General features: G+C 42.1%; 24 protein-coding genes, 1 riboswitch and 1 other annotated feature. Of the genes, 9 read left to right on the top strand and 15 right to left on the bottom strand.

Annotation, left to right across the window (positions count from 1 at the left end):
• Positions 1–245: 245 nt before the first annotated feature.
• The 3 genes from ED605_RS04865 to ED605_RS04850 form a co-directional block, all read right to left on the bottom strand.
• Positions 246–887, bottom strand: a complete 642-nt coding sequence (locus ED605_RS04865) for an SDR family oxidoreductase (RefSeq protein WP_121977754.1) — start codon at positions 885–887, stop codon at positions 246–248.
• Positions 888–1,501: 614 nt separating this feature from the next.
• Positions 1,502–1,765 carry a type II toxin-antitoxin system Phd/YefM family antitoxin gene (locus ED605_RS04855; RefSeq protein ID WP_121977752.1) on the bottom strand — a complete coding sequence of 88 codons (264 nt, stop codon included), beginning with the start codon at positions 1,763–1,765 and terminating at the stop codon, positions 1,502–1,504.
• Between the two features lie 119 nt (positions 1,766–1,884).
• Positions 1,885–2,715, bottom strand: coding sequence for a hypothetical protein (locus tag ED605_RS04850; RefSeq protein WP_121977751.1), 831 nt, complete (start codon positions 2,713–2,715; stop codon positions 1,885–1,887).
• 239 nt (positions 2,716–2,954) lie between these two features.
• On the opposite strand from ED605_RS04850, the gene ED605_RS04845 reads away from it, so the two are divergent.
• Complete coding sequence (locus tag ED605_RS04845) at positions 2,955–4,328, top strand: extracellular solute-binding protein (protein ID WP_121977750.1); 1,374 nt, start codon at positions 2,955–2,957, stop codon at positions 4,326–4,328.
• Positions 4,329–4,409: 81 nt separating this feature from the next.
• Here ED605_RS04845 and ED605_RS04840 read toward each other — a convergent pair whose 3' ends face one another.
• From ED605_RS04840 to ED605_RS04825, 4 genes are read right to left on the bottom strand one after another with little or no spacing between them, the layout of a single operon-like run.
• Positions 4,410–5,564 (bottom strand): ArgE/DapE family deacylase, encoded by a 1,155-nt coding sequence (locus ED605_RS04840; protein ID WP_121977749.1) that lies wholly within the window; start codon positions 5,562–5,564, stop codon positions 4,410–4,412.
• A gap of 49 nt (positions 5,565–5,613) precedes the next feature.
• Entirely contained in the window at positions 5,614–6,312 is a 699-nt protein-coding gene (locus ED605_RS04835; RefSeq protein WP_121977748.1) for a methionine ABC transporter permease, read from the bottom strand.
• A complete protein-coding gene (locus ED605_RS04830; protein WP_121977747.1) occupies positions 6,312–7,391 on the bottom strand; it encodes a methionine ABC transporter ATP-binding protein in 1,080 nt (359 codons plus the stop codon). The genes ED605_RS04835 and ED605_RS04830 overlap by 1 nt, the downstream gene beginning before the upstream one ends.
• Before the next feature lie 22 nt (positions 7,392–7,413).
• Entirely contained in the window at positions 7,414–8,256 is an 843-nt protein-coding gene (locus ED605_RS04825; protein ID WP_121977746.1) for a MetQ/NlpA family ABC transporter substrate-binding protein, read from the bottom strand.
• A gap of 195 nt (positions 8,257–8,451) precedes the next feature.
• Positions 8,452–8,686: a binding site (T-box leader), on the bottom strand.
• Between the two features lie 245 nt (positions 8,687–8,931).
• On the opposite strand from ED605_RS04825, the gene ED605_RS04820 reads away from it, so the two are divergent.
• The 4 genes from ED605_RS04820 (at position 8,932) to ED605_RS04805 (ending at position 10,768) form a co-directional block, all read left to right on the top strand.
• Positions 8,932–9,261, top strand: coding sequence for a YbgA family protein (locus ED605_RS04820; RefSeq protein ID WP_370824445.1), 330 nt, complete (start codon positions 8,932–8,934; stop codon positions 9,259–9,261).
• A gap of 204 nt (positions 9,262–9,465) precedes the next feature.
• Positions 9,466–10,005: a hypothetical protein gene (locus ED605_RS04815; protein WP_121977744.1), complete on the top strand. Its 540-nt coding sequence runs from the start codon at positions 9,466–9,468 to the stop codon at positions 10,003–10,005.
• Between the two features lie 20 nt (positions 10,006–10,025).
• Complete coding sequence (locus tag ED605_RS04810) at positions 10,026–10,322, top strand: hypothetical protein (RefSeq protein ID WP_121977743.1); 297 nt, start codon at positions 10,026–10,028, stop codon at positions 10,320–10,322.
• 74 nt (positions 10,323–10,396) lie between these two features.
• Positions 10,397–10,768, top strand: a complete 372-nt coding sequence (locus ED605_RS04805) for a TIGR02328 family protein (protein WP_121977742.1) — start codon at positions 10,397–10,399, stop codon at positions 10,766–10,768.
• Between the two features lie 242 nt (positions 10,769–11,010).
• Here the strand turns inward: ED605_RS04805 and ED605_RS04800 are convergent, their stop codons facing one another.
• On the bottom strand, positions 11,011–11,787 hold the full coding sequence (locus ED605_RS04800; protein WP_121977741.1) for an acetoin reductase: 777 nt from the start codon (positions 11,785–11,787) through the stop codon (positions 11,011–11,013).
• A gap of 489 nt (positions 11,788–12,276) precedes the next feature.
• On the opposite strand from ED605_RS04800, the gene ED605_RS04795 reads away from it, so the two are divergent.
• Together ED605_RS04795 and ED605_RS14585 are read left to right on the top strand one after the other, a co-directional pair.
• Entirely contained in the window at positions 12,277–13,029 is a 753-nt protein-coding gene (locus tag ED605_RS04795; RefSeq protein ID WP_121977740.1) for an alpha/beta hydrolase, read from the top strand.
• A gap of 408 nt (positions 13,030–13,437) precedes the next feature.
• Positions 13,438–13,578, top strand: a complete 141-nt coding sequence (locus ED605_RS14585) for a hypothetical protein (RefSeq protein ID WP_162919750.1) — start codon at positions 13,438–13,440, stop codon at positions 13,576–13,578.
• A 96-nt stretch (positions 13,579–13,674) separates the two neighbouring features.
• Here ED605_RS14585 and ED605_RS04785 read toward each other — a convergent pair whose 3' ends face one another.
• The 3 genes from ED605_RS04785 to ED605_RS04775 all read right to left on the bottom strand — a co-directional run bounded on the left by ED605_RS04785 (position 13,675) and on the right by ED605_RS04775 (position 16,178).
• A complete protein-coding gene (locus tag ED605_RS04785; RefSeq protein ID WP_121977738.1) occupies positions 13,675–14,829 on the bottom strand; it encodes a DUF2325 domain-containing protein in 1,155 nt (384 codons plus the stop codon).
• A 188-nt stretch (positions 14,830–15,017) separates the two neighbouring features.
• Positions 15,018–15,338: an IS1096 element passenger TnpR family protein gene (locus ED605_RS04780; RefSeq protein ID WP_121977737.1), complete on the bottom strand. Its 321-nt coding sequence runs from the start codon at positions 15,336–15,338 to the stop codon at positions 15,018–15,020.
• A gap of 9 nt (positions 15,339–15,347) precedes the next feature.
• Positions 15,348–16,178, bottom strand: a complete 831-nt coding sequence (locus tag ED605_RS04775; RefSeq protein ID WP_121977736.1) for an undecaprenyl-diphosphate phosphatase — start codon at positions 16,176–16,178, stop codon at positions 15,348–15,350.
• A gap of 214 nt (positions 16,179–16,392) precedes the next feature.
• On the opposite strand from ED605_RS04775, the gene ED605_RS04770 reads away from it, so the two are divergent.
• Positions 16,393–17,433 carry a zinc-dependent alcohol dehydrogenase family protein gene (locus ED605_RS04770; protein WP_121977735.1) on the top strand — a complete coding sequence of 347 codons (1,041 nt, stop codon included), beginning with the start codon at positions 16,393–16,395 and terminating at the stop codon, positions 17,431–17,433.
• A 210-nt stretch (positions 17,434–17,643) separates the two neighbouring features.
• Here the strand turns inward: ED605_RS04770 and ED605_RS04765 are convergent, their stop codons facing one another.
• Positions 17,644–17,970: a toxin-antitoxin system gene (locus ED605_RS04765; RefSeq protein WP_121977734.1), complete on the bottom strand. Its 327-nt coding sequence runs from the start codon at positions 17,968–17,970 to the stop codon at positions 17,644–17,646.
• Between the two features lie 624 nt (positions 17,971–18,594).
• On the opposite strand from ED605_RS04765, the gene ED605_RS04755 reads away from it, so the two are divergent.
• Positions 18,595–19,224 (top strand): hypothetical protein, encoded by a 630-nt coding sequence (locus ED605_RS04755; protein ID WP_121977732.1) that lies wholly within the window; start codon positions 18,595–18,597, stop codon positions 19,222–19,224.
• A 100-nt stretch (positions 19,225–19,324) separates the two neighbouring features.
• On the opposite strand, the gene ED605_RS04750 is transcribed toward ED605_RS04755, so the two are convergent.
• The 3 genes from ED605_RS04750 to ED605_RS04735 form a co-directional block, all read right to left on the bottom strand.
• Entirely contained in the window at positions 19,325–20,038 is a 714-nt protein-coding gene (locus ED605_RS04750; protein WP_121977731.1) for a TenA family protein, read from the bottom strand.
• Between the two features lie 73 nt (positions 20,039–20,111).
• A riboswitch (TPP riboswitch) is annotated at positions 20,112–20,202 on the bottom strand.
• A 1,053-nt stretch (positions 20,203–21,255) separates the two neighbouring features.
• The gene (locus tag ED605_RS04740) at positions 21,256–22,143 is read right to left on the bottom strand and encodes a PfkB family carbohydrate kinase (RefSeq protein WP_121977730.1); all 888 of its coding nucleotides are present in this window, start codon (positions 22,141–22,143) and stop codon (positions 21,256–21,258) included.
• Positions 22,140–23,504 (bottom strand): purine-cytosine permease family protein, encoded by a 1,365-nt coding sequence (locus tag ED605_RS04735; protein WP_121977729.1) that lies wholly within the window; start codon positions 23,502–23,504, stop codon positions 22,140–22,142. The genes ED605_RS04740 and ED605_RS04735 overlap by 4 nt, the downstream gene beginning before the upstream one ends.
• Between the last annotated feature and the right edge of the window lies 1 nt (position 23,505).

The following is a 23,505-nucleotide window of genomic DNA, read 5'->3' as shown; positions in this document are numbered from 1 at the left end:
ACTGCTAATACCTGCATATACTGTTTATATGATTATATGTACAGTATATGCTGTGTGGTAAATTTGTCAATGATAAAATAAAAATCTTCCTAAGAAATGGTTGGCCAGCTTGAGTTGCTGGTTGACCATTTCTAAGGAAGATTGAGAAGATTGAAATGATATTATCTCTTTAAAACATATGACAGTCGCTTAATTTAATAAGGGATGAGCTTCATACAGGAACTAATTCCTATATGGCCTTTTTCCTAATAAAACGACGGCTTATCACCATCCGTATTCGGCTGGTTAACCCCAACAGAATGACGGACTTCTTTGTCTGGTTGGTTGATTAATTTCACGACAAAATCGGCAATGCTCTTTCGGGAAACTTCGGTGCCCTTGAAAGATTCACCCCTTTGCGTTGTTTCATAGCTGACAATGTCCTTATTTGATAACCAGGCTGGCCGAATAATCGTATAAGCCAAGTCGGAATTCTCGATAACTTTGGCAGCTGCGGCATAAGTTTCCAAGTACCCGCCATCCAATTTTTCGTGATTCCATTTGCCGAACGCTCCCGGAACTTCATCGTAAATACCAAGAGTGGAAATCCAGATTAGTCGTTTGACACCCACTTGATCCATTGCGGCCACGACAGATTTAGCCTGTTTCTCAATAGCTTGATTGCCAAGGTTGGCATACACAATCTCAATACCGGTTAATGCTTTGACTAAAGCTGCTTGATCGGTGGCATCCCCCTCGATCACCGTTTCCCGGCTTGAATCAGTCACTGTTAATCGATTGGCTTTTCGCAAGAACAACGTCAGATGATGATCAGTTTGATCAAGTAATTGCTGTTCAGCCAAGCGGGCAATTTTGCCATTCGCTCCTAAGATTAATACATTCGCCATAGTTAAAAAACTTCCTTTCGTTACCGTCTTCATTATAGAAATAATCCACGAGAATGTCATTAACTTGAAGAAATCGTCAAATTGCGGCTGATTATTAATGCCAATTGGCGTTATAATAAGTTAATTCAATCAATATCTAAAGGAAGTAACGCTATGGGACCCATTCAAATTTTAGTTCTCATTTGTGCAGCAGGTGCCGCCATATTTTGGAAGATCTCAAGATAGATCATTTCATGTAAAACAGTCATTTTTAGAAGACTTTTGATTAAGCAAGCCAAACTGGCTAACCATTTAAAGATTCGACAAATTATCATCTGAAATGTAGGGAGGTTATCGCCTTGGAGCCCTTTCAAATTCTGATTCTCTTCGGTTCAGCTATCGCAGCATTACTGGGAAAACTATTTTAACCGGTAACTTTTATAACCCAATAGAAAAGGCCGACTCATTTTTGTTGAATCGGTCTTTTTGGCTATCATCACTTTTCGTACAACTTTAATTTTGATAAAACGGATGACGATCAATATCTTTTATGAGTTGGTAATCTTTCTAATTATTTTTTCTGTTCTTGATTTTGCCAGTACATATAATCATCCAAGGCAACATCGGACCAAGCCTTACTTATCACTATCCTCAATTAATTGATGTTCTTGATAATGGCCACTGTTGAACTGCCTATCTGCCGCTTTAATTTTCTTCATCAAATATGGATTGGACATTATTCGCATCGTTTCTACCATGGCATCATAGTCTCTCTTAGACATCACAACATTATCTTTTGTATCTTCATTAGTAACAATTAGGGACTCAGAATCTTCACTAGCTTGTTTTAGGTACACTTTCAAAGATCGTCTAAAATCCGAGTATGTGACTGATTTCAATTAATGGAACCACCTTTCTTAAAAAACTGCTCAATAACCTAGACAGCCGGCAAAATGGTAATAGCTAGAGTCCTTGGATTAATTGAGAAAACTGTTCCTTTCAAGTTAGTCGTTACACATCATTTCAAATAACCCGAATCATTCGATTGTGCTCCCCAAAGGAAATAGAACGGCTGACCGCCAACGTGGTAATCCCGCCACATCAGTGAATAGAAATTATTCTTTTGGTGCCAAGTCTTAGTGTGATCCTTCAGTTCATTAATCAAAAGTCGATAACCGCCATGACCCTTTTTGGCCTTTAACCCGCTAACTGGCTGTCGAAAGTACAGGTAGAAATGATGTCCCTTGGCAACAGTTTTATTAATTTTCACAGCAACTGACGGCTTAATGGTACTCAGCGGATTATGGTTACCGTTAACTGGATGTTTACCGTACAACCAGGTGGTTTGGATATGGGCATGCTTTAATCGTGCCGACGTATAGTACTGTAGATAACCATCCATGGTCAAGTTGAAAATCGGTTTGTAATAAGCCGAATGATTAATGGTTGCTCGACCGGCTTGAAATTGATATTCGCTAATCGGCAATTTTAAATGACAAGGTTTGAAATAGGTTGTATTGAAGTGCTTAACCCGATACTCGCCCGTTCCCAGATCTATCCTTTGACGCAGTCGGTAACTGATTAACCCACGCGTTAAAATTGCTTGGGAAGGGTTGCCCTTCTCGTGTCTAACCGCTACGACCCGCAAAATGGTCCCCTTAGGCGTTAGCAGCCGATGACCGCGATGACCATTGATCTTAGTATATTGACCGGTAAAAATCGGTTTCTTCACCTTAACGTAGAATACCCGTTTAACGTTTCCCAAATCCGTTGAGGCATGGACCGGTGCAACCAACACCGCTAAACAAACCAGCGCCATCACCGGTCCAAGCCACCATTTCTTCAACATAACCCCATTTCCTTTCAAACAAATTTTGAATTTTTCTCACTTCAATTTTAACAGTCTCTTCATTTGAAACAAAGGAGCGCTGTGGTTTGATTTCGATCAAGTGCAAGCCCTTTTGCCAATAAAAATTAATTTCCAAATTTTACCCGTTTTTTACAGGATGAACTCCAATTTTTTACAGTACTTTTCAATAATAAATTTGAAGATAGTTCACCATTTTTAATCATTTTGGAGGGGCGAAAATGAAACGGGTTAACCATGTTTATAAAAACTACCTATTGTTAATTGGTTTGCTAATTGTGATCATCTTCGGCGGGTTCGTCATTTCCTCTGCCAACCGACAAGTATCCGCCCAAACCGGTCGTACTAAAATTGTCTTTTGGCATGAAATGGGCGGCCCGGCCGAGGTTGCATTGAATCAGATGGTCAAAAACTTTAATCAGTCACAATCGAAATACGAGGTCATTCCACAATACCAAGGCTCTTATGATGAAGCGGTTCAAAAAATCATTCAAACGCACGGCTCCTCTTCATCCCCTGCCTTATTTCAATCATTTGACATTTCAACCGCTCAAATCATGCATACTCATTACGCCACGCCCGTGCAAAAGTTCATCAACCAACAATATTACGATATGAGTCAAATTGCACCAGCAGCTAAAGCGTTCTTTTCCAATAAGGGACAACAGCTTTCAATGCCTTTTAACATCTCCCAACCGGTGATGTACTATAATGCATCGGTACTTAAAAAATATCACATTAACCTACCTTCGAAATCGCCAAGTTATAGTGAAATTACTGAAATTGCAAAAGAAGTTTATCAACGATCACATCATCAAATTAAAGGGATGACGATGGAAATTAACGGCTGGTTAATGGAAGAAGCATTGGCAAATGCCAAAACGTTGCTGGTTAATCAACACGATGGCCATAAAGGGACACCAACTAATATCCACCTGAATAACCCCACAACTCAAAAATACCTCAAGTGGCTGCAAACCAACATTAAAAATGGCGATTTCATGAATTATGGTTCGGGTTCCAATGCCGCCGCCAATGAAATTGCCGGCTTTATGTCTGGCAAGGTTGCGCTTTTCTTCAACACGTCAGCTTACATCAGTCAGCTAACGGTAACTAAGAAACCGCAGCTGGGAATTACTTACTTCCCACATCCAGATGGCGTTAAAAATAACGGTGTCAGCATTGGTGGCGCGTCTTTGTGGATTGGTAATGATAAATCAAAACAGGTTCAAAATGGTGCTTTTGCCTTTATCAAATATGCTTTGAAACCGCAAAGCCAAGCCAACTGGCAAAGGGCAACCGGGTATTTGGCCATTAATCATCAAGCCGAAAAAACGGCTACTCTTAAAAAGCTTTACGCAAAGATTCCGGAAGCTAAAGTCCCAGCCGAACAATTGGCAGCCGCAAAACCGAACGATGCCAACTCTGGTTTGTTAATGGAAGGGATGCAATACACCCGTCAATTAGAACAAACCGCCATGGAAACCAGTTACGAGGGCAAAAATGTCGTCAAAACATTAAAAAGCGTTAATCAGCAAATGAATTCCAATTTGAAACGCATCAATCGTGCTAATAATAATTTCAAGCCTCAATGAAAAGGTCGCATTTTATTTCCCCACTCAAAAAGCTTTCCAAAAGCAGCCACTTGACTGCCTCCGGAAAGCTTTTTACTTCACCTAGTTTTCAATTTCAAAATACCGTTTCACAATCTGTTCATAAGACTGGATCGTTTCATAAAAGCTGGTTAATGTCGTATATTCGTTCACTTGATGGGCAACGTCCCAAGCATCTGGTCCCAACACTACAACGGGCATATCAGGATTGCTTTTAATGAAGACGCTGGCATCCGTCGCACCGTTGATAATCTTTAATTCAACTTGCCGGTCCTGATAAGCCGTATCAGCGGCCTGCTTAACCAACTGGACGAACGGCGTCTTTGGATCGGTTTCGACCGGTCGGAAATTATGAATCAATGAAAATTCCAGCTGATAAGGCGTCTCTTGGTTGATTCGGTCAACGGCCCCTTTAATCGCTGCAATGACTCGATCATTATCAAAACTCAGTGTCGGCCGAACGTTACCAGCCAATTCCGCATATCCGGGAATGATATTGACCTGCTCACCGCCCTTAATTAGCGTTACTGAATGCTTCACCGGCCCCAAGAATGGATCTTTGCCGGCCTGATCAAACAAATCAGCTTCGGCATCGATGTACTTAGCTAAGCCAACAATGGCATTAACCCCCTGTTCAGGAATTGAGCTGTGAACCGCTTTGCCAATGCTTTTAACCTGATAATTCAAACTACCGGAATGCGCATAAATCACTTGGCCGCTGGTCGGTTCGCCAACTACCATCGCCGAAACGTCTTTGGCAACGCCCTTTTCATTTAAGCGATTGGCGCCGGGTGTGCCGTACTCCTCACCAGCCGTTGCGATCAAGCGGATGGTGCCCTTGATCGGCACATTAGCTTCCGCCAATTCAATCAAGGTAATCACTTCAGCCGCCAAACCACTTTTCATGTCTGCCGAGCCCCGACCATAGAGTTTATCGCCCACAACGGTCGGTTCAAACGGTTTGGTTTGCCAGGCATGTTCATCCGCTACGGCTACGGTATCCTGATGGCCCTCAAACGCCAATATCTGATCCGTTTGCTTGCTGCCAATTTCAGCCACTAGATTAGCTCGGTCATCACCAAAATTATCAATTTGGTATGAAATGTGATGTTGGTCAAATAACTTGCCAATATAAGCCGAAACAGCGGCTTCATTGCCGTTTGTCGATTGAATTCGAATTAAATCTTTGAGTATTTGCAACTGCTGTTCTTTTTGCATCTTTTCCTAATCGAACCTTTCCAAATCAAACCAAGCTTTCACTCACCGGTTATTGACTGCGATGACTCAATCGCTTAGCCAAGAAGTCCCCAACCAATTGAACAACTAACACGAAAATCAATACCAGCAAGGTCGCCATCACCGTCACATCGTTATCAAATCGATTATAGCCATACGCAATAGCGGTATTTCCCAAGCCACCGGCACCAATCGCGCCAGCCATGGCCGTTAAACCAATCAAACTAATCAGTGTTACCGTGGTGACCCGGGCAATTTCCGAGCGGGCTTCCTGCAGATAAACCGCGAAGACCAAATCAGAAAAGGTCGCGCCAACTGATTGAGCTGCTTCAATCTTTCCGTGATCAACGCTCTCCAAAGCTACCTGAATTTGACGGGCATAGAAGGGAAACATCCCCAGTGACAACGGTACTAATGCCGCCGTCGTCCCAATCTGGGTTCCGACAATCTTTTGCGTCACCGGTGCGATAAACGCCAGCAAAATAATAAACGGGATTGCTCGAAAGAACGACACGATCTTATCAAAAATGTTAAACCAAATCTGATTTTCCTTGATGCCGCCCTTATCGAACAACACCAAGCCAACCCCAAAGATCAAGCCAAGAATGCCGCCGAATAACGCTGACCAGAATGTCATATAAAGGGTCTGGCCAATGGCGGTCAGCCAACCATCGTCGCCACCCCAACCCAGCGTCACCACGTTGGGAAAATACTTTGCAAACCAAGCCATTAGTGGGCCACCTCCTTCTCAATTGCCGCAACGCCAATTTTCTTATCATGTAAATAAGCAATTGCCTGCTGTCGGGCTTGCTGCGTGCCGGTCATCGTCACAAACAGTGTTCCAACCGGAATGCCCTGCAATTCATCGACATTACCGAAAATAATGCTGACTTCGACGTTAAATTTCTGGTACAGTTCAGTAGTTACCGGTTCAATAACTGACGGGCCGGTATAGGTTAAGTGCAGTAATTCCCACTGATCATCGCTTGCCTGAACCGGATGGGTTGCCAGAATTTTGCGAGCCTTGGCTGATTCGCCTGAGGTCCCGATTAATTCTTTAGTTAAGGGGACCTGCGGATTGGTAAAGACATCAACGATACTACCACGTTCAACGATTTGCCCGTCGCTCATGACCGCCACCTTATTGGCAATTCGTTTCACGGCATCCATTTCATGGGTAATTAACACAACCGTTAACCCAAGTTCCTGGTTGACTCGTTTTAGCAGGTCCAGAATCTGAATCGTATTCTTGGGATCCAGTGCAGAAGTGGCTTCATCGGAAATCAAAATTTCGGGATCATTGGCCAACGCCCGGGCAATGGCAACCCGTTGCTGCTGACCACCTGAAAGCTGGGCGGGAAAGGCTTTCCCACGATCACCCAAACCGACCAACTCCAATAGTCGCTGAGCGCGCTGCTGAATAGCTTTTTCCTTTTGACCACTGTGTCGCAGGGCAAATTCAATGTTTTGACTCACGGTCCGTTCTTCCAACAGATTAAAATGCTGAAAGATCATCCCAATTTTACGCCGCTTGATTCGCAGTTTTTTAGCATCAATAATCTTCGCAGCTGACTGATCGGTTTTTTCAAACAGCGTTTCGTGGTTGACCACCACTTTACCGGAAGTCGGTTTCTGAAGCAGGTTAATCACTCGGACCAGTGTCGATTTGCCGGCTCCTGAGTAGCCAACGACCCCGTAAATATCGCCCTGATCGACGTGAATGGTGACATCATTCACGGCTTTAATGGTTTGACCTTCCTGTTCAAAGTGAACGTTAATCTTTTCCAAGTCGATAATGCTGTCAGACATTTTAACACCTCGTTAATTTGACTTATTTGAACTTCAGATCCCAAGCGGCAAGTTCAGCGTTGCCGTATTCCTTATGGATTAGATTTTTAACTTTTTTAGTCTGGAAAGCTTTAACATATTCTTTATAAGCTTTCTTGTTCTTGTCCTTCTTCTCAGCGGCAACGATATTGATCCACTTCTTAGAATCTTTATTGAGCGGTTCAACGTAAATGGCTGATTTATAATTCAAACCGGCTGTTTGCGCAAAGTTGGTATTGATGACCGCTGCGTCAACGTCGGATAAAGCCCGGGCCGTTTGACTGGCATCCAATTCTTTAATCTTAATTTTCTTTGGATTCTTGGCGATCGAGCTGACCGTTGCCTGAGTCGTTCCCGGCTTAAAGGTGATCAAGCCGGCATTTTTCAAAACAAAGAGGGCCCGTGATTCATTGGTGGCATCGTTTGGTACCGCGATTGTGGCGCCGGTCTTCAAATCATTCAAACTCTTCACTTTCTTAGAGTAGACCCGAATTGGGGTAATAAATGTTTGACCAATTGGCACCAAGTTACCTTTATTACTCTTGTTCCAGTCGTCTAAGAAATCGTAATGCTGGAAGGCATCGATATCAACATCCCCGTTAGCAACTGCCTTATTGGGCTGGGTGTAATCGGTAAACTTCTTATATTTTACGTTTAACTTGTACTTATCCTTAGCAATTTTGGCAACTTCATTCCAAACTTTGTCATCCTTGCTGGTGCCTGACATGATTCCTACCGTCACAGTTTGACTACTGGTAGCCGACTTTCTGGCAAAACTAAAGTAACCGGCCACAACGATGACCAAAATGACTACAATGCCAATAATCCATTTGGTTGATCTTTTCATAACTTAAACACTCCTCTTCTTAATCGGATTAAAAAATAATAGCAAAAACTTTGATACCCGAATCCAACCATTAACCGATCAAATTCGTCATTCTAACCCCTCTTTCAAGTTAATTGTCGTTTGATCAATGTTGATGCAACTCAGAATTTTACATCTGAAACGAAAAAAGCTTTCATCCCTGGCCACATCAATGCAGCTAGGGACGAAAGCTTCGCGTTACCACCCTAATTTGTGACCTGCTTACACAGCTCACCTCATCGGCACATTCAAATTTAAATGCCCGGGATGGTAACGGATCCTGCCGTGACACCTGCGTGAACAAGTCTCAATGTTCAGAGCTCATCTTCACCGTCATTTTTCCTACCGCTTTCCACCAACGCGGCTCTCTTTAAAGAAACATCACGGATACTCTTCTCTTCATAACATTATCAAACGATTTAATTATTCTCGATAATACCATATCAAATAATTTTTTCAAGTGAAAAGTAAGATTTTCTCTCATCTTTAACTAATCTAGCCTGTTGATTTAGCTCGTTTTGGATCACCTTTTAGATCAAACCGATTTCAATCGTCAGATTTCACAATTTGGGGAATTCTTGCTATCGTCTATGTAGAAAGGGGTGACCAGCCATCAAAAATTGGCAGACTGTCTGGGCAACTAACAAGTACTGGGTCATGGCCCGTTCGCAGCAAACTTACAATCAACTCCGCCAACTGGCAAAAAATAACGACTGGTCGGAAGAAAAACAGGCGCAATTTAACGCCTTACTAAATTCTGTGGCCAGCAAACAACCAACTAAAGCAACGCTCACCAATACCTATCAGCACGTTTGGGGCTATTTCAAGAAGGTCGCCACGCCAGAAGAAAAGCAACGATATTTGACATTATTAGCCCAGTTAACGCCTGAAAATGATCAATTGAATCCTTTTTTGAAAGAACTAGCCGAAAAGTATCAAGTCACCTACTTGTTGAAGTCCCGACTATTTCAAAATGGAGAAAGGTGATATCTGGCTTTATGGCCGTGTTCAATCTAAAAACATTAGGTTGTCCAACTGCTTTAACATATCTGAATCCGGAATTTACTTAATAAAATTATAACAATTAGTGCATTGATATAGTCTTAAAAACCCTTTATAATAACTGAGTAGTAATTTTTTGCTTCAAAGGAATTGCTTTTCATACAAAATTTAATAACAGGAGAAAGTAACTTGTTGTCTTATAATCAGTGCTATCACGGTACATCTAAAGAACGCTTTTTATCCATTAGGCGATGCAAAAAGTTCAAATTCAAGAGAAGAACTAATCACTGGTTAGGGCAAGGCATTTACTTTTTTGTTGAAGATAAGTCCAAGGCGCAGTGGTTTGCATGTTCAAATCCCAATTTAAGAGGATCTGTCAAATGTGTCATTAAAGTTAAAATTAAAGTGGATGAACAGGTTTTCTTAAATCTAGATACTGAGAAAGGAAGGAACTCCTTAGAAGCATTTGCGGAACAGTTGCAAAACTTATCTATTAAGTTGACACCGCAATCAGATAATGCAACGTGCCGTTGTTTGATAATCGATGCTTTTATTAAATATCATAACATTAAGGCCGTCAAATACACTTTTGCAGATGACAAACTGACCTACAAGGCACTTAATTTGGAAAATGACTTTCAAAATAGGATTCGAAATACTGGCATCCAAATTAATGTCATTGACCAGTCGATTATTGATTTTAAGAGCTTAAGTGTAACTTATATTTAGAAAGAAGGGACATTTTAATAATGCTGGATAAAAAACGATTGATAAGCATTTTTAACGAAATGGGTTATGAAGTTGAATTCAATTCAGGCACACCTGGAATTGTCGTCAACGGACACACTAAAAAATGGGCGGATATTCCGGTTATCCCGGATGAAAAAACATCAAAGGTAAAACACTTGGTCAAGATTAGGATGTCGCCGTTAACCAAAGTTCCATTAGCAAATTTTGCAAATCAAAAATTAACTGCAAAATCTTATAACTTCTTTCTCCAAAAGTACCAAAACAACAGCTCTAAAGTTTGGCCAACAATGGCATGACGGCCATCAGTTAAAAAAATTTGAAATAATCAATCGTCATCCTACCAAGACTAAACTATTCGAGGCTTTCATTTATGAGATTATGGCATCAATTACTTATTACCAAGCTGCCCCGCCAGCAGTTACTCGGTCAGCATCATGAACTGGCTGCTTTACGGGGTAACGGCTGGGGCCGCAAACACGCAACGGTTGACTATGTTTTTCACTATTCACCTTATAAGCTCTATCAGTTTCATCAGTTGGTAATGGCAGAAATGATGCGTCGGGGGTATCACCCAAACCCTAAATGGTTGGATCCCTGCTATCGCGGTGAACATTGTCCTGCTTATCAGCAGTTAGCACCTTGTCCATTAACAGATCCGATCTACCCAGAGCACAATCAGGCTTACTTAACTGAGTGTCTGAACAACCTAAAAGCCAAGGGAATTATCATTTCTGAAGAATAACTGGTTTTTAGCAATCACTGTCAACAACAAAATCACCCAACTCTCAAAGCGAAAGTTGAGTGATTTTTTTAATAGTTTGCATTTTGAATGACTTTTTTTCTTGGGTGAAACTCACTCTTAGGAAAGAGCCTACCAAAAGCAGCACCACTCCTGATAAGAGATCAATCTGAAAAATCCAACCCCAGGATTTCCCAGATTGGCGTCTTATCATTCGGGTGTTAAGCGCTTTTGTTCGCTCACTTTTATCGATATACCATTCCGCCATCTACCAGGATCGTTTGGCCAGTAATATAGTCTGAATCTGGGGATGCCAAGAATGATACCAAGTTAGCAACATCTGACGGTACTTCATAACGTCCCAGTGAAATTTCTGAACTGTACTTTGCAAAAGCATCGCCCGGTTTCAATGATGGATCATGCTTGACCATTTCGGCATCAATTCGATCCCACATCTTGGTCTTGGCAACACCTGGTGCATAAGCATTTACGTTAATCTTGTACTTAGCCAGCTCTTTGGATGCCGTCTGAGTAAATGAACGAACCCCGTGTTTAGTTGCTGAATAGGTTCCCAGCATTGCATAGGATTCATGGCCGGCAATACTTGACGCACTGATAATCTTGCCGCCACCGCCTTGTTTGATGAACTGGGTTGCGGCTGCTTGAGTGCCATAAACCATGCCAAACACATTAATTGAGAAAGCTCGTTGAAGTTCTTTTTCATCAATTTCCATGAATGGTGTCACGGCTTCAATACCGGCATTGTTAACAAAAACATCCAAACGTCCGAAAGTATCAACCGCATGTTTTACCAAATTAAATTGATCATCACGTTTAGAAACATCGCCAACAAAGCTGGTAACGTCGTATCCCTTATTTTTGAATTCAGCTTCGGTCTCTTTCAGCAAATCCTGATTGATATCGTGAAGGACAATCGCAAACCCGTCGTTAGCCAAGCGTTCTGCGATGCCTTTACCTAAACCACCGGCTGAACCGGTTACAACAGCTACTTTTTTTGCCATAATGATAACCTCCCCTAAAATAATGAATCCTTTTGAATTCGATTTCATAATACGTCGTTCCTGAGATTATTGCACATGATTTGACTTCAGGCATAATAATTTTTTATTTAACAGAAATTGCTGTTTAATTCTACAGGAGTTATTTTATTGATTAATCAAACGCTTTAAAATGATTTCATACAAAAGCGCCACTACTTAAGGGGGAGATAGCGGCGCTAATGTGGCTTTTTAAATCGGATTTCAATCATTTTACCTGATAAGTTTGAGTTGTTCAGCCACCAAACAGCCATTTCTTATCGGCGATAATATAACATTGCCCTTCAAGAAAGTCTAGTCAAACAACTTACTTTAATTTTGCTTGCCGACTTCTTACTTTTAGTTGCCTCTGGTGGTAGTACTTCGATTCTTCCAGCCGCTTTCAATCATTTAACCATGCTATGATGGAGGCTGAAAACGACTGATTAATAAACGATCAAAGAAGGTTTTGAAATGACATTGCTGAATCTAACTCGAGCGTGGCCAGCACTTCAGGAACAAACCACCATTCATGTGATTTTACCCAACGATATCCCTGCCAACCAACCATTACAAGCCCTCTGGTTATTTCACGGACTTGGTGACAGCGGCAACGGCTGGCTACGCAAAACCAACCTGGAAGTCTTGGATAAATACACCAATTTAGCCATCATTACACCTGAGATGGGCCGCAGCTTTTACATGAATCTGGCCAATGGGCTGCCATACTGGGATTATTTGACCCAAGAAGTGATTCCTGAAATGCGCAAACTGCTCCCACTCTCAACCGACCCCAAAGATAACTTTGTTGGTGGCGTTTCAATGGGTGGCTTTGGTGCACTCAAATTAGCCTTCAGTCATCCCGACTGGTTCAGTGCCGCAATTGCCATTTCATCAGTGGTTAATTTAACAATTTTACCTGAGTTAATGCCGGATTATCGTAGTATTTTTAACGGGCCCGCACCCAAACACTACTTAGAAAACCTCGCCCGGCAAGCAAATCAAACCGCTTTGAAGCGGATTGAGTTCTATGATTGTATCGGCGACCAGGATTTTATGAAGACCGATAATGATCGCTTCGCCGCCTATATGAAAGACCAGCTTCATTTAAATATCACCTACCGAACTTCTCCAGGCGATCATGATTGGTTGTACTGGCAACGGGTCTTACCAGACATTCTAACTTGGTTGCTTGACATTCATCTCGAAAACGGCCGACCACTGTAACCGTTTTTTCAACTTGGCCCATCATCAAATTACCAGCTGATCAGTATCCCGAGTGACTCATCTTAAATAACCACCCTCGTGTTAACAAAAAATTTTGAGATATAAATCCCCGACAGCATGGTCTTCTCTAAAAATTGGTGTTTGAATTTTCTTCGACGATATGTTATAAAACCATTAGGAAATATAATTTAGTGCCGGTTCAACACTAATAATAAGGAGTATCAAAGCTGCTATATGATTAAATTTTTCGCCACTCGAGGTGTTGTCTTCACCAAATCCGACGAACATGCCTGTTATTACCACTATGCCTGTCCTTACTGCGGTTGGGTTCAAACAGACGTCACCCACTCACGCACCGAAGGCTATCAGGGGACCTGCAAATGTCCCAAATGCTGGATCCGCTTCAAAGTGACAATCACGAAAAGAAATTGGCCAACCCAAGAGGAGATCAGGGTTGCTAAGTATCGCCGAAAAGTCAAACAGTGGGAAGCCAATTGGCAACAGGCTTCCATGTGGGGTAAACTTAAGCTGCTTTTCAACAAGCCATAAACTCTCTTAACAAGTTTAAATACAAAAGTCGCCACCTATGCAAGCACTTAAAAACTTGGGTAGGTGGTGACTTTTTAGATAACTGGTAATAAAATTTTATTCAACGACGTGACTAGATTGTTGATAAATTGGCTCGCGATTCAACGCCCGTTTAATGGCCTCTTCAATACTCAACGGGCTGTTGATATTGCTGGTAGCGACCATTTTATTGAAGCTTCTGGCATTGGCAATCGCTTTATTAGCCGTTTCGTGGCTAACCGAGTGTAACATCACAATTACCACGTCGGCATGTTTGACCGCTGTTAACAAGTCTGATTCGATTCCTTTGCCACTGGCTGCGTGATCAAAGACGATCAGCTTGCCGTGGTGGGCCTTAACAACTTCCTCAACTTCGGTTCGATGAGCAGAGTACCCCGCCATCAAAACCGTTTTGTTGGTTAAATCAAAGTCAATCTTAGGTGTAAAGACATCAGCTGGTTTAGTCTTATGATCGACGTAAGCCCGATGTGGTTTCGGCGTTGATTCAGCTACCAGCGTATCGGTTTGATCACCGATTCGATAAACCCAAGGAACTCGAACGTCTTCAGGGCCTCGATCAACGTAGTAGGCCACTTCCACAATATCATCAGGTTGGACGTTGTTTCGCTCAACATCACTGATGTTTAAGCGCATCGTTACTGGTTCACCATCCTTTAAAATCGGCTCGCCGTCATATGTTCGCTTAGCTACCAGGCCACCAAAGCCGTCACTTTCCGCAATCACCGTTTTTCGGACAATTTTAGCCGGTGTCACTGACTCATTTCTTAAGACTAGCTCAAGCGCCGGTGGAAACGCATCCCCGTCTTTAATCTTAACCATATCGCCATCCTGAAAATTCATTTTCCGAACCAGTGATTCACCATAATGATAAATACCAACCTGCGCGCCGACTAATTTTCGTTGAAAACGATAGGTCATGTCAGCATTATTAACGGGTTCAGCTGACTGATCAACCTTACTGGTTTTTGTTTGATCATGAGTAGTAGTTGAACTTGGCAACTTTTGATCAGTAGGCGCCGCTGCTTTCAAATCTACTTGATCAGCCGGTTTAGCTGTTTCTTCGCTTTTATCGGCATCAACCTCACTCAAGGCATGGGCATACTTACTAATCTTACTGACAGCGGCCGTTATTGCCGACAAATTATCATTATCCGCATACTTCAATAATTGACTGATATCGTTGCAATATTCCTGATAATTAATTTTGCTCATTTAACTTTCTTCCTTTCTTTAGATCAATTAACTTAATCAAATTAACAATGCTATTATTAATTATGTCTTACTTTAACATGCATTTCTAAGACTTCCAACCGATAACCGCTTTAAATTAAATTTTAAAAAGCTGCCGAATAATGATCACTTCTTGAGTGAAAGCGATAACGTTACTGGCAGCTTTTATTTTAAAGTTTTACACGAGCTTTGAGAAATTGGTTAACATCATCCAAATCAAATGACATCTCTTCCGGCAACTGCTCCGATTCGGTCAACCATTCAACCGCATCGTCGTGATCCGGGTTCTTAGGATCTTTGTAGGCTTCGTAAGTCGCCAACCAGCCATAAACCCCACCGGAATCTTCAGGTGGACAAGCGCCCTGCCCTGAAACCACTACCGGATAATCATTCGACTGATCATCCTGAATTTCGAAAACTAACTTGATGACAATCAAGTTGGCAAAAAGCTTTAGTTCATTATACCAGACAACAATGTGATCATCAGACATCCTGACTGATTATCTGGCAATCAACCCAAAGTAAGCAATCACAATCAGACTCAGGGCAATTCGGTACCAGCCAAAAATTTTGAAGTTGTTATTTTTAATGTAGTTTAGCAGAAAGCGAATAGCCAGATAGGCCACCACAAACGACACCAACATTCCGATTGCCAAGACTGCACTTTGGGTTCCAGTGAACGTGCCGCCATGATCAAAATATTTATAAACTTTTAATAGCGATGCGCCAAACATCGTCGGAATTGCTAGAAAGAAGGAAAACTCGGTGGCGACATACCGCGACGTGCCAATCAAGATTGCGCCAAGAATGGTCGCCCCAGATCGTGACGTTCCCGGGACCAGCGACAATAATTGAAACATCCCGATGATAAATGCAGTTTGGTAAGGTAATCGATTCAAATCTGTGAACCGCGGCTGCCGCTTGGCATTTCGATTCTCAATTAAGATGAACAGAACCCCGTAAAGCAGTAACATTGCCGACACAACTTCCCAGTTCATCAGGTGCGCATCCATCCAATCATTGAACAACAGTCCCAAAACCACCGACGGCAAGACGGCAACAATCACTTTAGCCCATAAAATCCAGGTCGCCCGCTTTTCAAGTGGCGCTTTTCTTGGTGACAATGGGTTTAACTTGTGAAAATATAGTACTACTACTGCCATGATGGCCCCCAGTTGAATCACCACGTTAAACATGTCCGTGAACTGCGTCGATTCGTGCATTTTGATGAATTCATCCACTAAAATCAAATGACCGGTTGAACTAATCGGCAAAAACTCGGTAATCCCTTCCACAATGCCCAGGATTACCGCTTTAATCATATCCAGCATCATTTTTGTCCCCTATCGTTAAGATTTATTACTTATTTAGGATGCCATAAAATGGGGTGGTGAAACTGGAATTTACCCAAAAATTACCAAAGTGATACTCAAAATTTACATTCCAGACCAGTGTGCAAATTCTAGATCGATTTTTCGCCGAAATCCTGTTATCCTTCAAGTGTTAAAATAACCTTGTAGCAGATAATTAAAGGGAGTCCTACAATTGAAAGAAACCATTTTTGTAAAACCGGGGAAAGTTGAAATTGGAAACGTTGAAAAACCAAAACTACAAAAGGCTGATGACGTGATTCTCCACATTATTCGAGCATGTGTTTGCGGTTCAGATTTGTGGGCCTATCGTGGGCTGGAAGACAAACCAGCCAACTCAGAAAACAGTGGCCACGAGGCTTTGGGAATTGTTGAAGAAGTTGGCGATGACATTACCACTGTTAAACCAGGTGATTTTGTCATTGCACCGTTCACTCACGGCTGTGGTCATTGTGCTGCCTGTCGGGCCGGTTACGAAGGCAGTTGCCAAACTCATCAGGATAATTTTAGTGCCGGCTGTCAGGCCGAATATGTTCGTTACCAACACGCCGAGTGGTCACTCATCAAAGTGCCCGGCCAACCGGAAGACTACTCTGACGGGATGCTTAATTCACTACTCTCGTTGGCTGACGTCATGGCGACCGGTTATCATGCTGCCCGGGTGGCCAATGTTAAAACCGGTGACACAGTTGCCGTCGTTGGTGATGGCGCTGTTGGTTTGTGTGGTGTGATTGCTGCCCAAATGCGGGGTGCCAAACGGATTATCGCGATGAGCCGCCACGAAGATCGGCAAAAATTGGCTCGCGAATTTGGTGCCACCGACATTGTGCCGGAACGTGGTGATGAAGCAGTTAAAAAAGTGATGGCGATCACTAACGGCGCCGGCGCGGATGCAGTTCTCGAATGTGTTGGCACAGAATTATCCACCGACACCGCATTGAAGATTGCCCGACCAGGTGCAATTATCGGTCGAGTTGGCCTACCGCATACGCCAAAAACTGATTTAACCACGCCATTCTATCAAAATACAGCAGTTGCTGGCGGACCGGCTTCCGTCACAACCTATGATAAGCAGGTTTTGCTGAAAGCTGTTTTGGATGGCGAGATTCACCCCGGCAAAGTCTTCACCAAGCGCTTTAGTCTCGACAACATTGATGAAGCCTATCAAGCGATGGCTAAGCGGGAAGCGATTAAATCGTTAGTTGTGATTGACTAACGGATCGTTAATTTGAAATCCATCACCTGTAATCAATTAAAATAGTTGCCTTAAAATCCGAAAGCTAATGATCACACTAAAGACATGTGGTTATTAGCTTTTTAATTAAGATACAATTCAAAATTACGAGGAATTTTGTGGGTATTTAGCCATTATTAATCGAATAAAGGGTAATTCACGCTACGCAATCCCTAGTTTAGTGGTCAGCCCCTATAAACCAATTTCTTTTTCAAACTCCGATTTTGTCATTATAGGCTGCTCTTCAGCATCTTCAATCAATTTGCCTAAAGCAGAAGGCACGTCAGATTTTAGGGCTTTAAAGTGTGACACAAGAGCAGTACTTTGATACCCCTGTTTAACTAAATCCTTCAAGATGTCGATGTCAAAGTCCCAAAATTCGTCATTATCCACAAATTTATAAAAAATCCCGTTCAACGTTAGTATTGGATTGGTATTAACGCCCGCTCCAATGTGAAATGATTGCGGAACGGTTAAAGTAATCGCATTACCTTGCTTTTGGGTTTTGATAGTTTCCATGTTAATTTCCTCCTCACTATTCTTCAATAAGATACCACGTCCAAGAAACAATTACAGATTAATCATAAGAAAAAATCAAGACGGATCAAAACTATAGTGTTTGAGAATCGACTTTTAATCTTTACACCAAAAATTACTAATTAATTAGGTATACCTGGATTTAAAAATAATTGTTTGGAGAGTCCCAAAAGCAAAGCCAGCAAAGATCTGATTTTAAACGGATGCAGTTTTGTCTTTGAATTATGTTCAAACATTATCGTATACTACATATTGATAAAGATTAAAGAAGGAGAAAAGGTTGAAAAAAATATTCAGTCAAATTGGAGATATTTTTGCATGGGTTTATAACTTAGCTGACTATTTAACCATTAAATTTAGCAAGCGTTTCGGCAGATTTTCAGGCCTTTTTGTTGATTTTATGCCGATTACTGAAATATTTCTCACCTTACTTCTTATAGGCATTTTCTTCACTATCTATCTACTATTGAAACTAATCGAGGGTTTCGTATGACTTTTCTATATGTTCTCCTTATTACATGGAAATGAGAAAATTTGAAAGAAAGTTCTTTTAAGCGGTTTAGTTTTAGTAAGTGCATTGGGGTGCGGTAACAGGAAGTAATGTCTTTGCCTCTTCAACGTCAGTTTCTTCTGCTTCAGCATCGAGTACAGGTGTGGGCATGCAAACAACAAGTTCTTAAAGCTCAAATGTTACAAGTAGCAACGAGAGCTCCCAAAGCGTGTCATCTGAATCTTCAAGTGTTGATGCTACAACTTCTTCAGCACCTGAAAACAATGACAGTTATCCATACGATCCATACTCCGTACAATTTAAAGTTAACGGAAATGACACAGCAACACCAGACAATAACTCCTCTTCAACAACAAATAACCCACAGGGGGGCACAGCAACCAGCCAGTGAGGGTTCCGATTCTGGTACAACACTTACATCCGGAGGAATAGTTGTTGCGAATGGAAATGTACATAGAATTAATTCTAGAAAGGTGGAGATAAACGGAGCGATCGCTTCTTCAATCCCACAAACGGTTCAAATGTCCGTCACTTTTTACATTGACGGCAAAGTAGCACTAACTAAAAATGTTAGTCTTCCACCTATGGGGTTTAAACGGTTTACAAAAAAAGTTAGGAGAATAATTATGGAAACCGGAGCGAGCCATTCCTTAACAGGGACCGCTGTATTGTCTACAGGTTCACAAACTGTTTACACACCTGTACTAGGCACTAGTTTCTATTAATATCATAGTTAAACCGCTTTATGGTTTTAAAATAGCTGCATCAAAAGAAGCGATGACCAATCAGCACTCAACGGCCATCGCTTCTTCTTTGTATCTATTTCTATAATCCTAAACCAGCCTGCCCCTTCAAAGCCATCGTCTGCCAGTTTTCCCAAGTAATTTGTTTATAAGCAGCATCCCAAAAATACCACTCCAGCAAACAGCTTTTCAGAAAAGTCGCCTTGGCCCGTTGCTGTTCTTGAGTCGAAGCAGTTTGAGCTTCGTGATCAATGATGTCGAAAAACTGTTGGATATAGCCTCTTGGCCCAAGAAAATCCTGATTACTGAGCGTCAAAAAGCTGCGAAACGGTTCGGTTTCAACTCTGGTTTGGGTCTCCATAAACTTGCCCAGTTCAATGTACATCCACTCACCGGCCGCAAATGATGGTAGAATTTGTAAAACGCTATGGGTTGGAATGGTCGCGACCATGTGCTGCCGGTAAAGCTGATTAATCGGTTGAATCGGCGCTTGTTTCAGGCTTTCCCAATCGTGTGGCCCATCAGCTGGTTCGCGTTTCAACCAATCTTTGAGCATTGATAATTGTAAGGTCAGCCGTTTTTGAAACAGCAATGCTTGTTCAGTGCTCGTACTAGCATTCACCAATGCTGTAATCACGGCCACCTCGTTATATTCAAAAGCAATATCTTGTCGATCATAGTATTGCAACTGGGCCGGCGTTAACTGGCCCTTAATAATTCCTTGAACAAACGGATGCTTCTCGTTGGCAATTAGGTAAGGTTGTGCTTCCTGAATCATTTCTTCAGATAGTGACATTGTAAGTCCTCCTCGATGATTTGACTGGTGGCCATCATAACAATTAGAAGACCCACTTTCCCTACTCAAGTCGATCACTACTTCTCGATCTTCCTGCGGCAGTCCTAACTGCATCAGGTTCCATGGGTATTATCTCAGCCATTTTGGCACCCCAGATCATCATTATTTTTGTTTCAAGCTGATTGTACCAGAAAACGGTAATAATTGATGTTTTTTATCGATTATCCTCATATCTGTGGCACCTAATTCTCCTATTCATTTAACAAACTTTATTGATTAACACGTTAAAATTAAATGAAATTATTCAATTAAGATTTCTTCCCAGCTTATTACATTGAGAAAAAACAAATATTGAGTTTGAAATTATTTAATTGAAAATACAATGTGTTGCGTTTCTTTTAAAGACTGCCTTTCTCCCTACTATCGATCACTAGTAGTTCATGATTTTTTGGCGTGTCCCAATGAATTGTACTGTCACAATAATTATTAACTCATCAGTTTGAAATAGTTTATGTCTAGTAATTAATTCAACTTCCCAGTAGTAGGCGGGATCGCTTTTTCTATTTATAAGTATTTAATCATCAATTAATAAAAAATATAATGCCAACGTTTTCAAGAACCGATAAACGTTAGACATTATATTTAAATCATGTCATGCTTCAGTGAATTGATTAAAAATAATAACTGATTGAAATAAATTTATTCTTATTAATCTGACTTAACGGTCAACCATCCTTGATAAAAATCAAGAACTTGTGAGCACTAGAATTCAAAAACCCTGCAATCACAACTTGCGTAGATACAGCCGACTTGCTTAACCAACCGAAGTCGACTAAGTAGAGGTCAGCTAATTACCAACGCCTTTTAACGTTCCCAGGTTGCCAGAGGAACGATCTAGTCTAGGTTAATTTAGTCCGGCCTTTTGCTAAAATATTAAGGGCTGCATTATGATCTCGAATGTGAAAAGCCCTGCATTTAGGATAATTCCAGTGACGATCGGCCAAATCACCAATTAATTATTTCTGCATTTTAACAAAACAAACAACATTGATATTTCTCTTTTAGAGTTCGCGTAAAATAACAGTTTTTTGGCAGAATTCTTAACAACAAAAAGAGCAAGAAGAAAGCCAAAAGTTCTTAAAAATCGTTTGTATAGATTATCAGACTCTCTTCAAAAAATGCCCTTTTAAAATTCTCTATAATTACTAATCATTAATTCATTCCATCAACAGTGTCCCCGACTCCATCTGCACCACTCGACCAGCCAACTGATTGGCAAAAGCCACGGCGTCTTTGACCATCATCCCTTGATTTAAGCCTGCTAAAAGACCACCGCAATGCGTGTCGCCAGCCCCAATGGTATTGACAATTGGGACTGAAGTGGCTGGTACCAATTTCCCAGTTTTCATCTGCTTGGTCATCACAAATGACCCGCGACTACCCAACGTCACAATCACCGGCGCTTGAGTCTCCTTTACCAATTGGCTCACTCGATCAGAAAAATCAGCCTGGCTCGTTAATTGATTAAGCTCGCTTTCGTTGCAGTGAAACCAAGCTTTTTGGGATTTCAACCGCTTGATAATGGTATCATCGATGGCCGCAATCCTCGGTGATGCATCAAATAACAGCACACTATCGGGTCGGCGTTTTTCCAGCTGATCCAGAATAACATTAGCTGCCTGAACGGCTTCCATTTCGTAACCACTCACATAAATGGTGTCGTATTGAGCCATTTCAACCTGTTTAAACCACTCCGGCCGCCAACACTGTTCAATGCCAGGCGCTGTCAAAAAAGTTCGCTCGCCACTAGGTTCAATCATCGCCAAATCCCAGCCATTGTCTTTCCCATCACTTTCAACCAGAGTCGACAAATTGTGCTGTTTCAAGAACCACTTGACTTGATCCGCATTTGGTCCCTGACCAACCGGCACTCCCAGGTCAGCCGCCTGGTGAGCATATCGAAGTGCACCAAAAACGTTAAACGCCGAACCACCAATCTGATTTCCAAGCCAGTTGCCAGTGACGTCCTCACCGGAAATCGGTAATCGTGGGACAGTCATGAGAACATCGACAAAGGCAGCTCCTAAGACCAGTGTCCGTTTCATTTAACCACCGCTTCCTGGGATTGACCAATTAGTCGGCCGATCCCCATGCAAATAACGGCCACCAACGCAGCCACGAAAACGCCCAAACTGTTATTTTTAAAAATCCCATGGGCAAAGGGACCTGTCCAAATGGCGTTATTGGTGAACAGAAAACCGGTAATTGTCGCCACCAACCATGAAATCAAACCTCGCCAATTATAAGCCGGTCCTGATTGCGGCGTCATCAGTGTTAGTCGATATCCCCGTGTTCGATACAATACGGCATCACATAAGAAAACGGCCACCCAACTTGCCAGACAGATACCTAAAAAGCCTAAGAATAATTCAAAATTACTCAAAAAATTGCCTGAAATAAATAACACATAAACCGGAATCAGGATGATAATGGTGCCGTGAAGGATTAGTGAAACCGGCTGAGAGACTTTGATCCCAATAGTGGCCAAATTAATTCGTGCCGATCGCAGTGAAATGATACATTGTGGTACCAAACCACCGGCCGCCACCAGAAAGTATAGAACCCCGATCCAACTTGGCAGGGCCGCGTACATCACACCAAACGGGTCACCCGTGGTTGCCAAAGTCGGTTCAATGGTGCTTAGCAACACACCACCTGCCATTAAGACAAATAACGGGACGGCACCGCCCAGCGTAGTTTGCCAAAATGTAGCTGCTTGGCTGGCTTTGGGTTGGACATACGCACCCCAATCAGCTGCCGCCATGGACCAAGAAATACCCGATCCTGCAGCAACAATACTAACGGCTGGCAGAAAACCACTCAACCAACTGCCAGACGGCAAGTTAATGGCCGCCTGCCAATTGGCTTTCATCAAAAATAGCCCCAGAATCAGTAACGTTAAAAGGCCGAACAGCCAACTCAACCAAGTTTGAATTTTGCCTAACGTTGTTTCATTTAAAAAGCCGGACAAAAGGACCAAGCCACCAAAAATAATGAGGGCAATCGCTAACGTCAGCGGTGATTTTTTTACATGAATCACCTGAAATAGTGAAACCAGCAACAGCGTACCGGTGATAATATTTACCGCTAACCAGCCGACCATGTTAATCCAGGCGATCACGTTTGGCAACTTGTTGCCATTAATCCCGTACGCGGCTCGACTGAGTTTAAAGGTGGTCACCCCTTCACGTTGGCCAATCATTGCTACCCATCCCGGTATCAAAAACGACAACGCGCCGACTAGCGAAGCCAGAATTGCTTGAAAAAAAGATAAATGATAGCTGACAATCATGGCGCCAAAGACAAAGCCCATAATCCCAACATTGGCCGCAAACCAGTTATAGAATAACTTGCCCGGCGTCAATGTTCGGTTGGATTCAGCCACTTTGATTTCTGTTTGTGTCATC

Origin of the sequence: Lentilactobacillus raoultii, from assembly GCF_900411375.1 — a bacterium.
GTDB lineage: Bacteria > Bacillota > Bacilli > Lactobacillales > Lactobacillaceae > Lentilactobacillus > Lentilactobacillus raoultii.
Note: the sequence above shows the minus strand (reverse complement) of the source record. Positions and strands in the feature narration are given on the sequence as shown.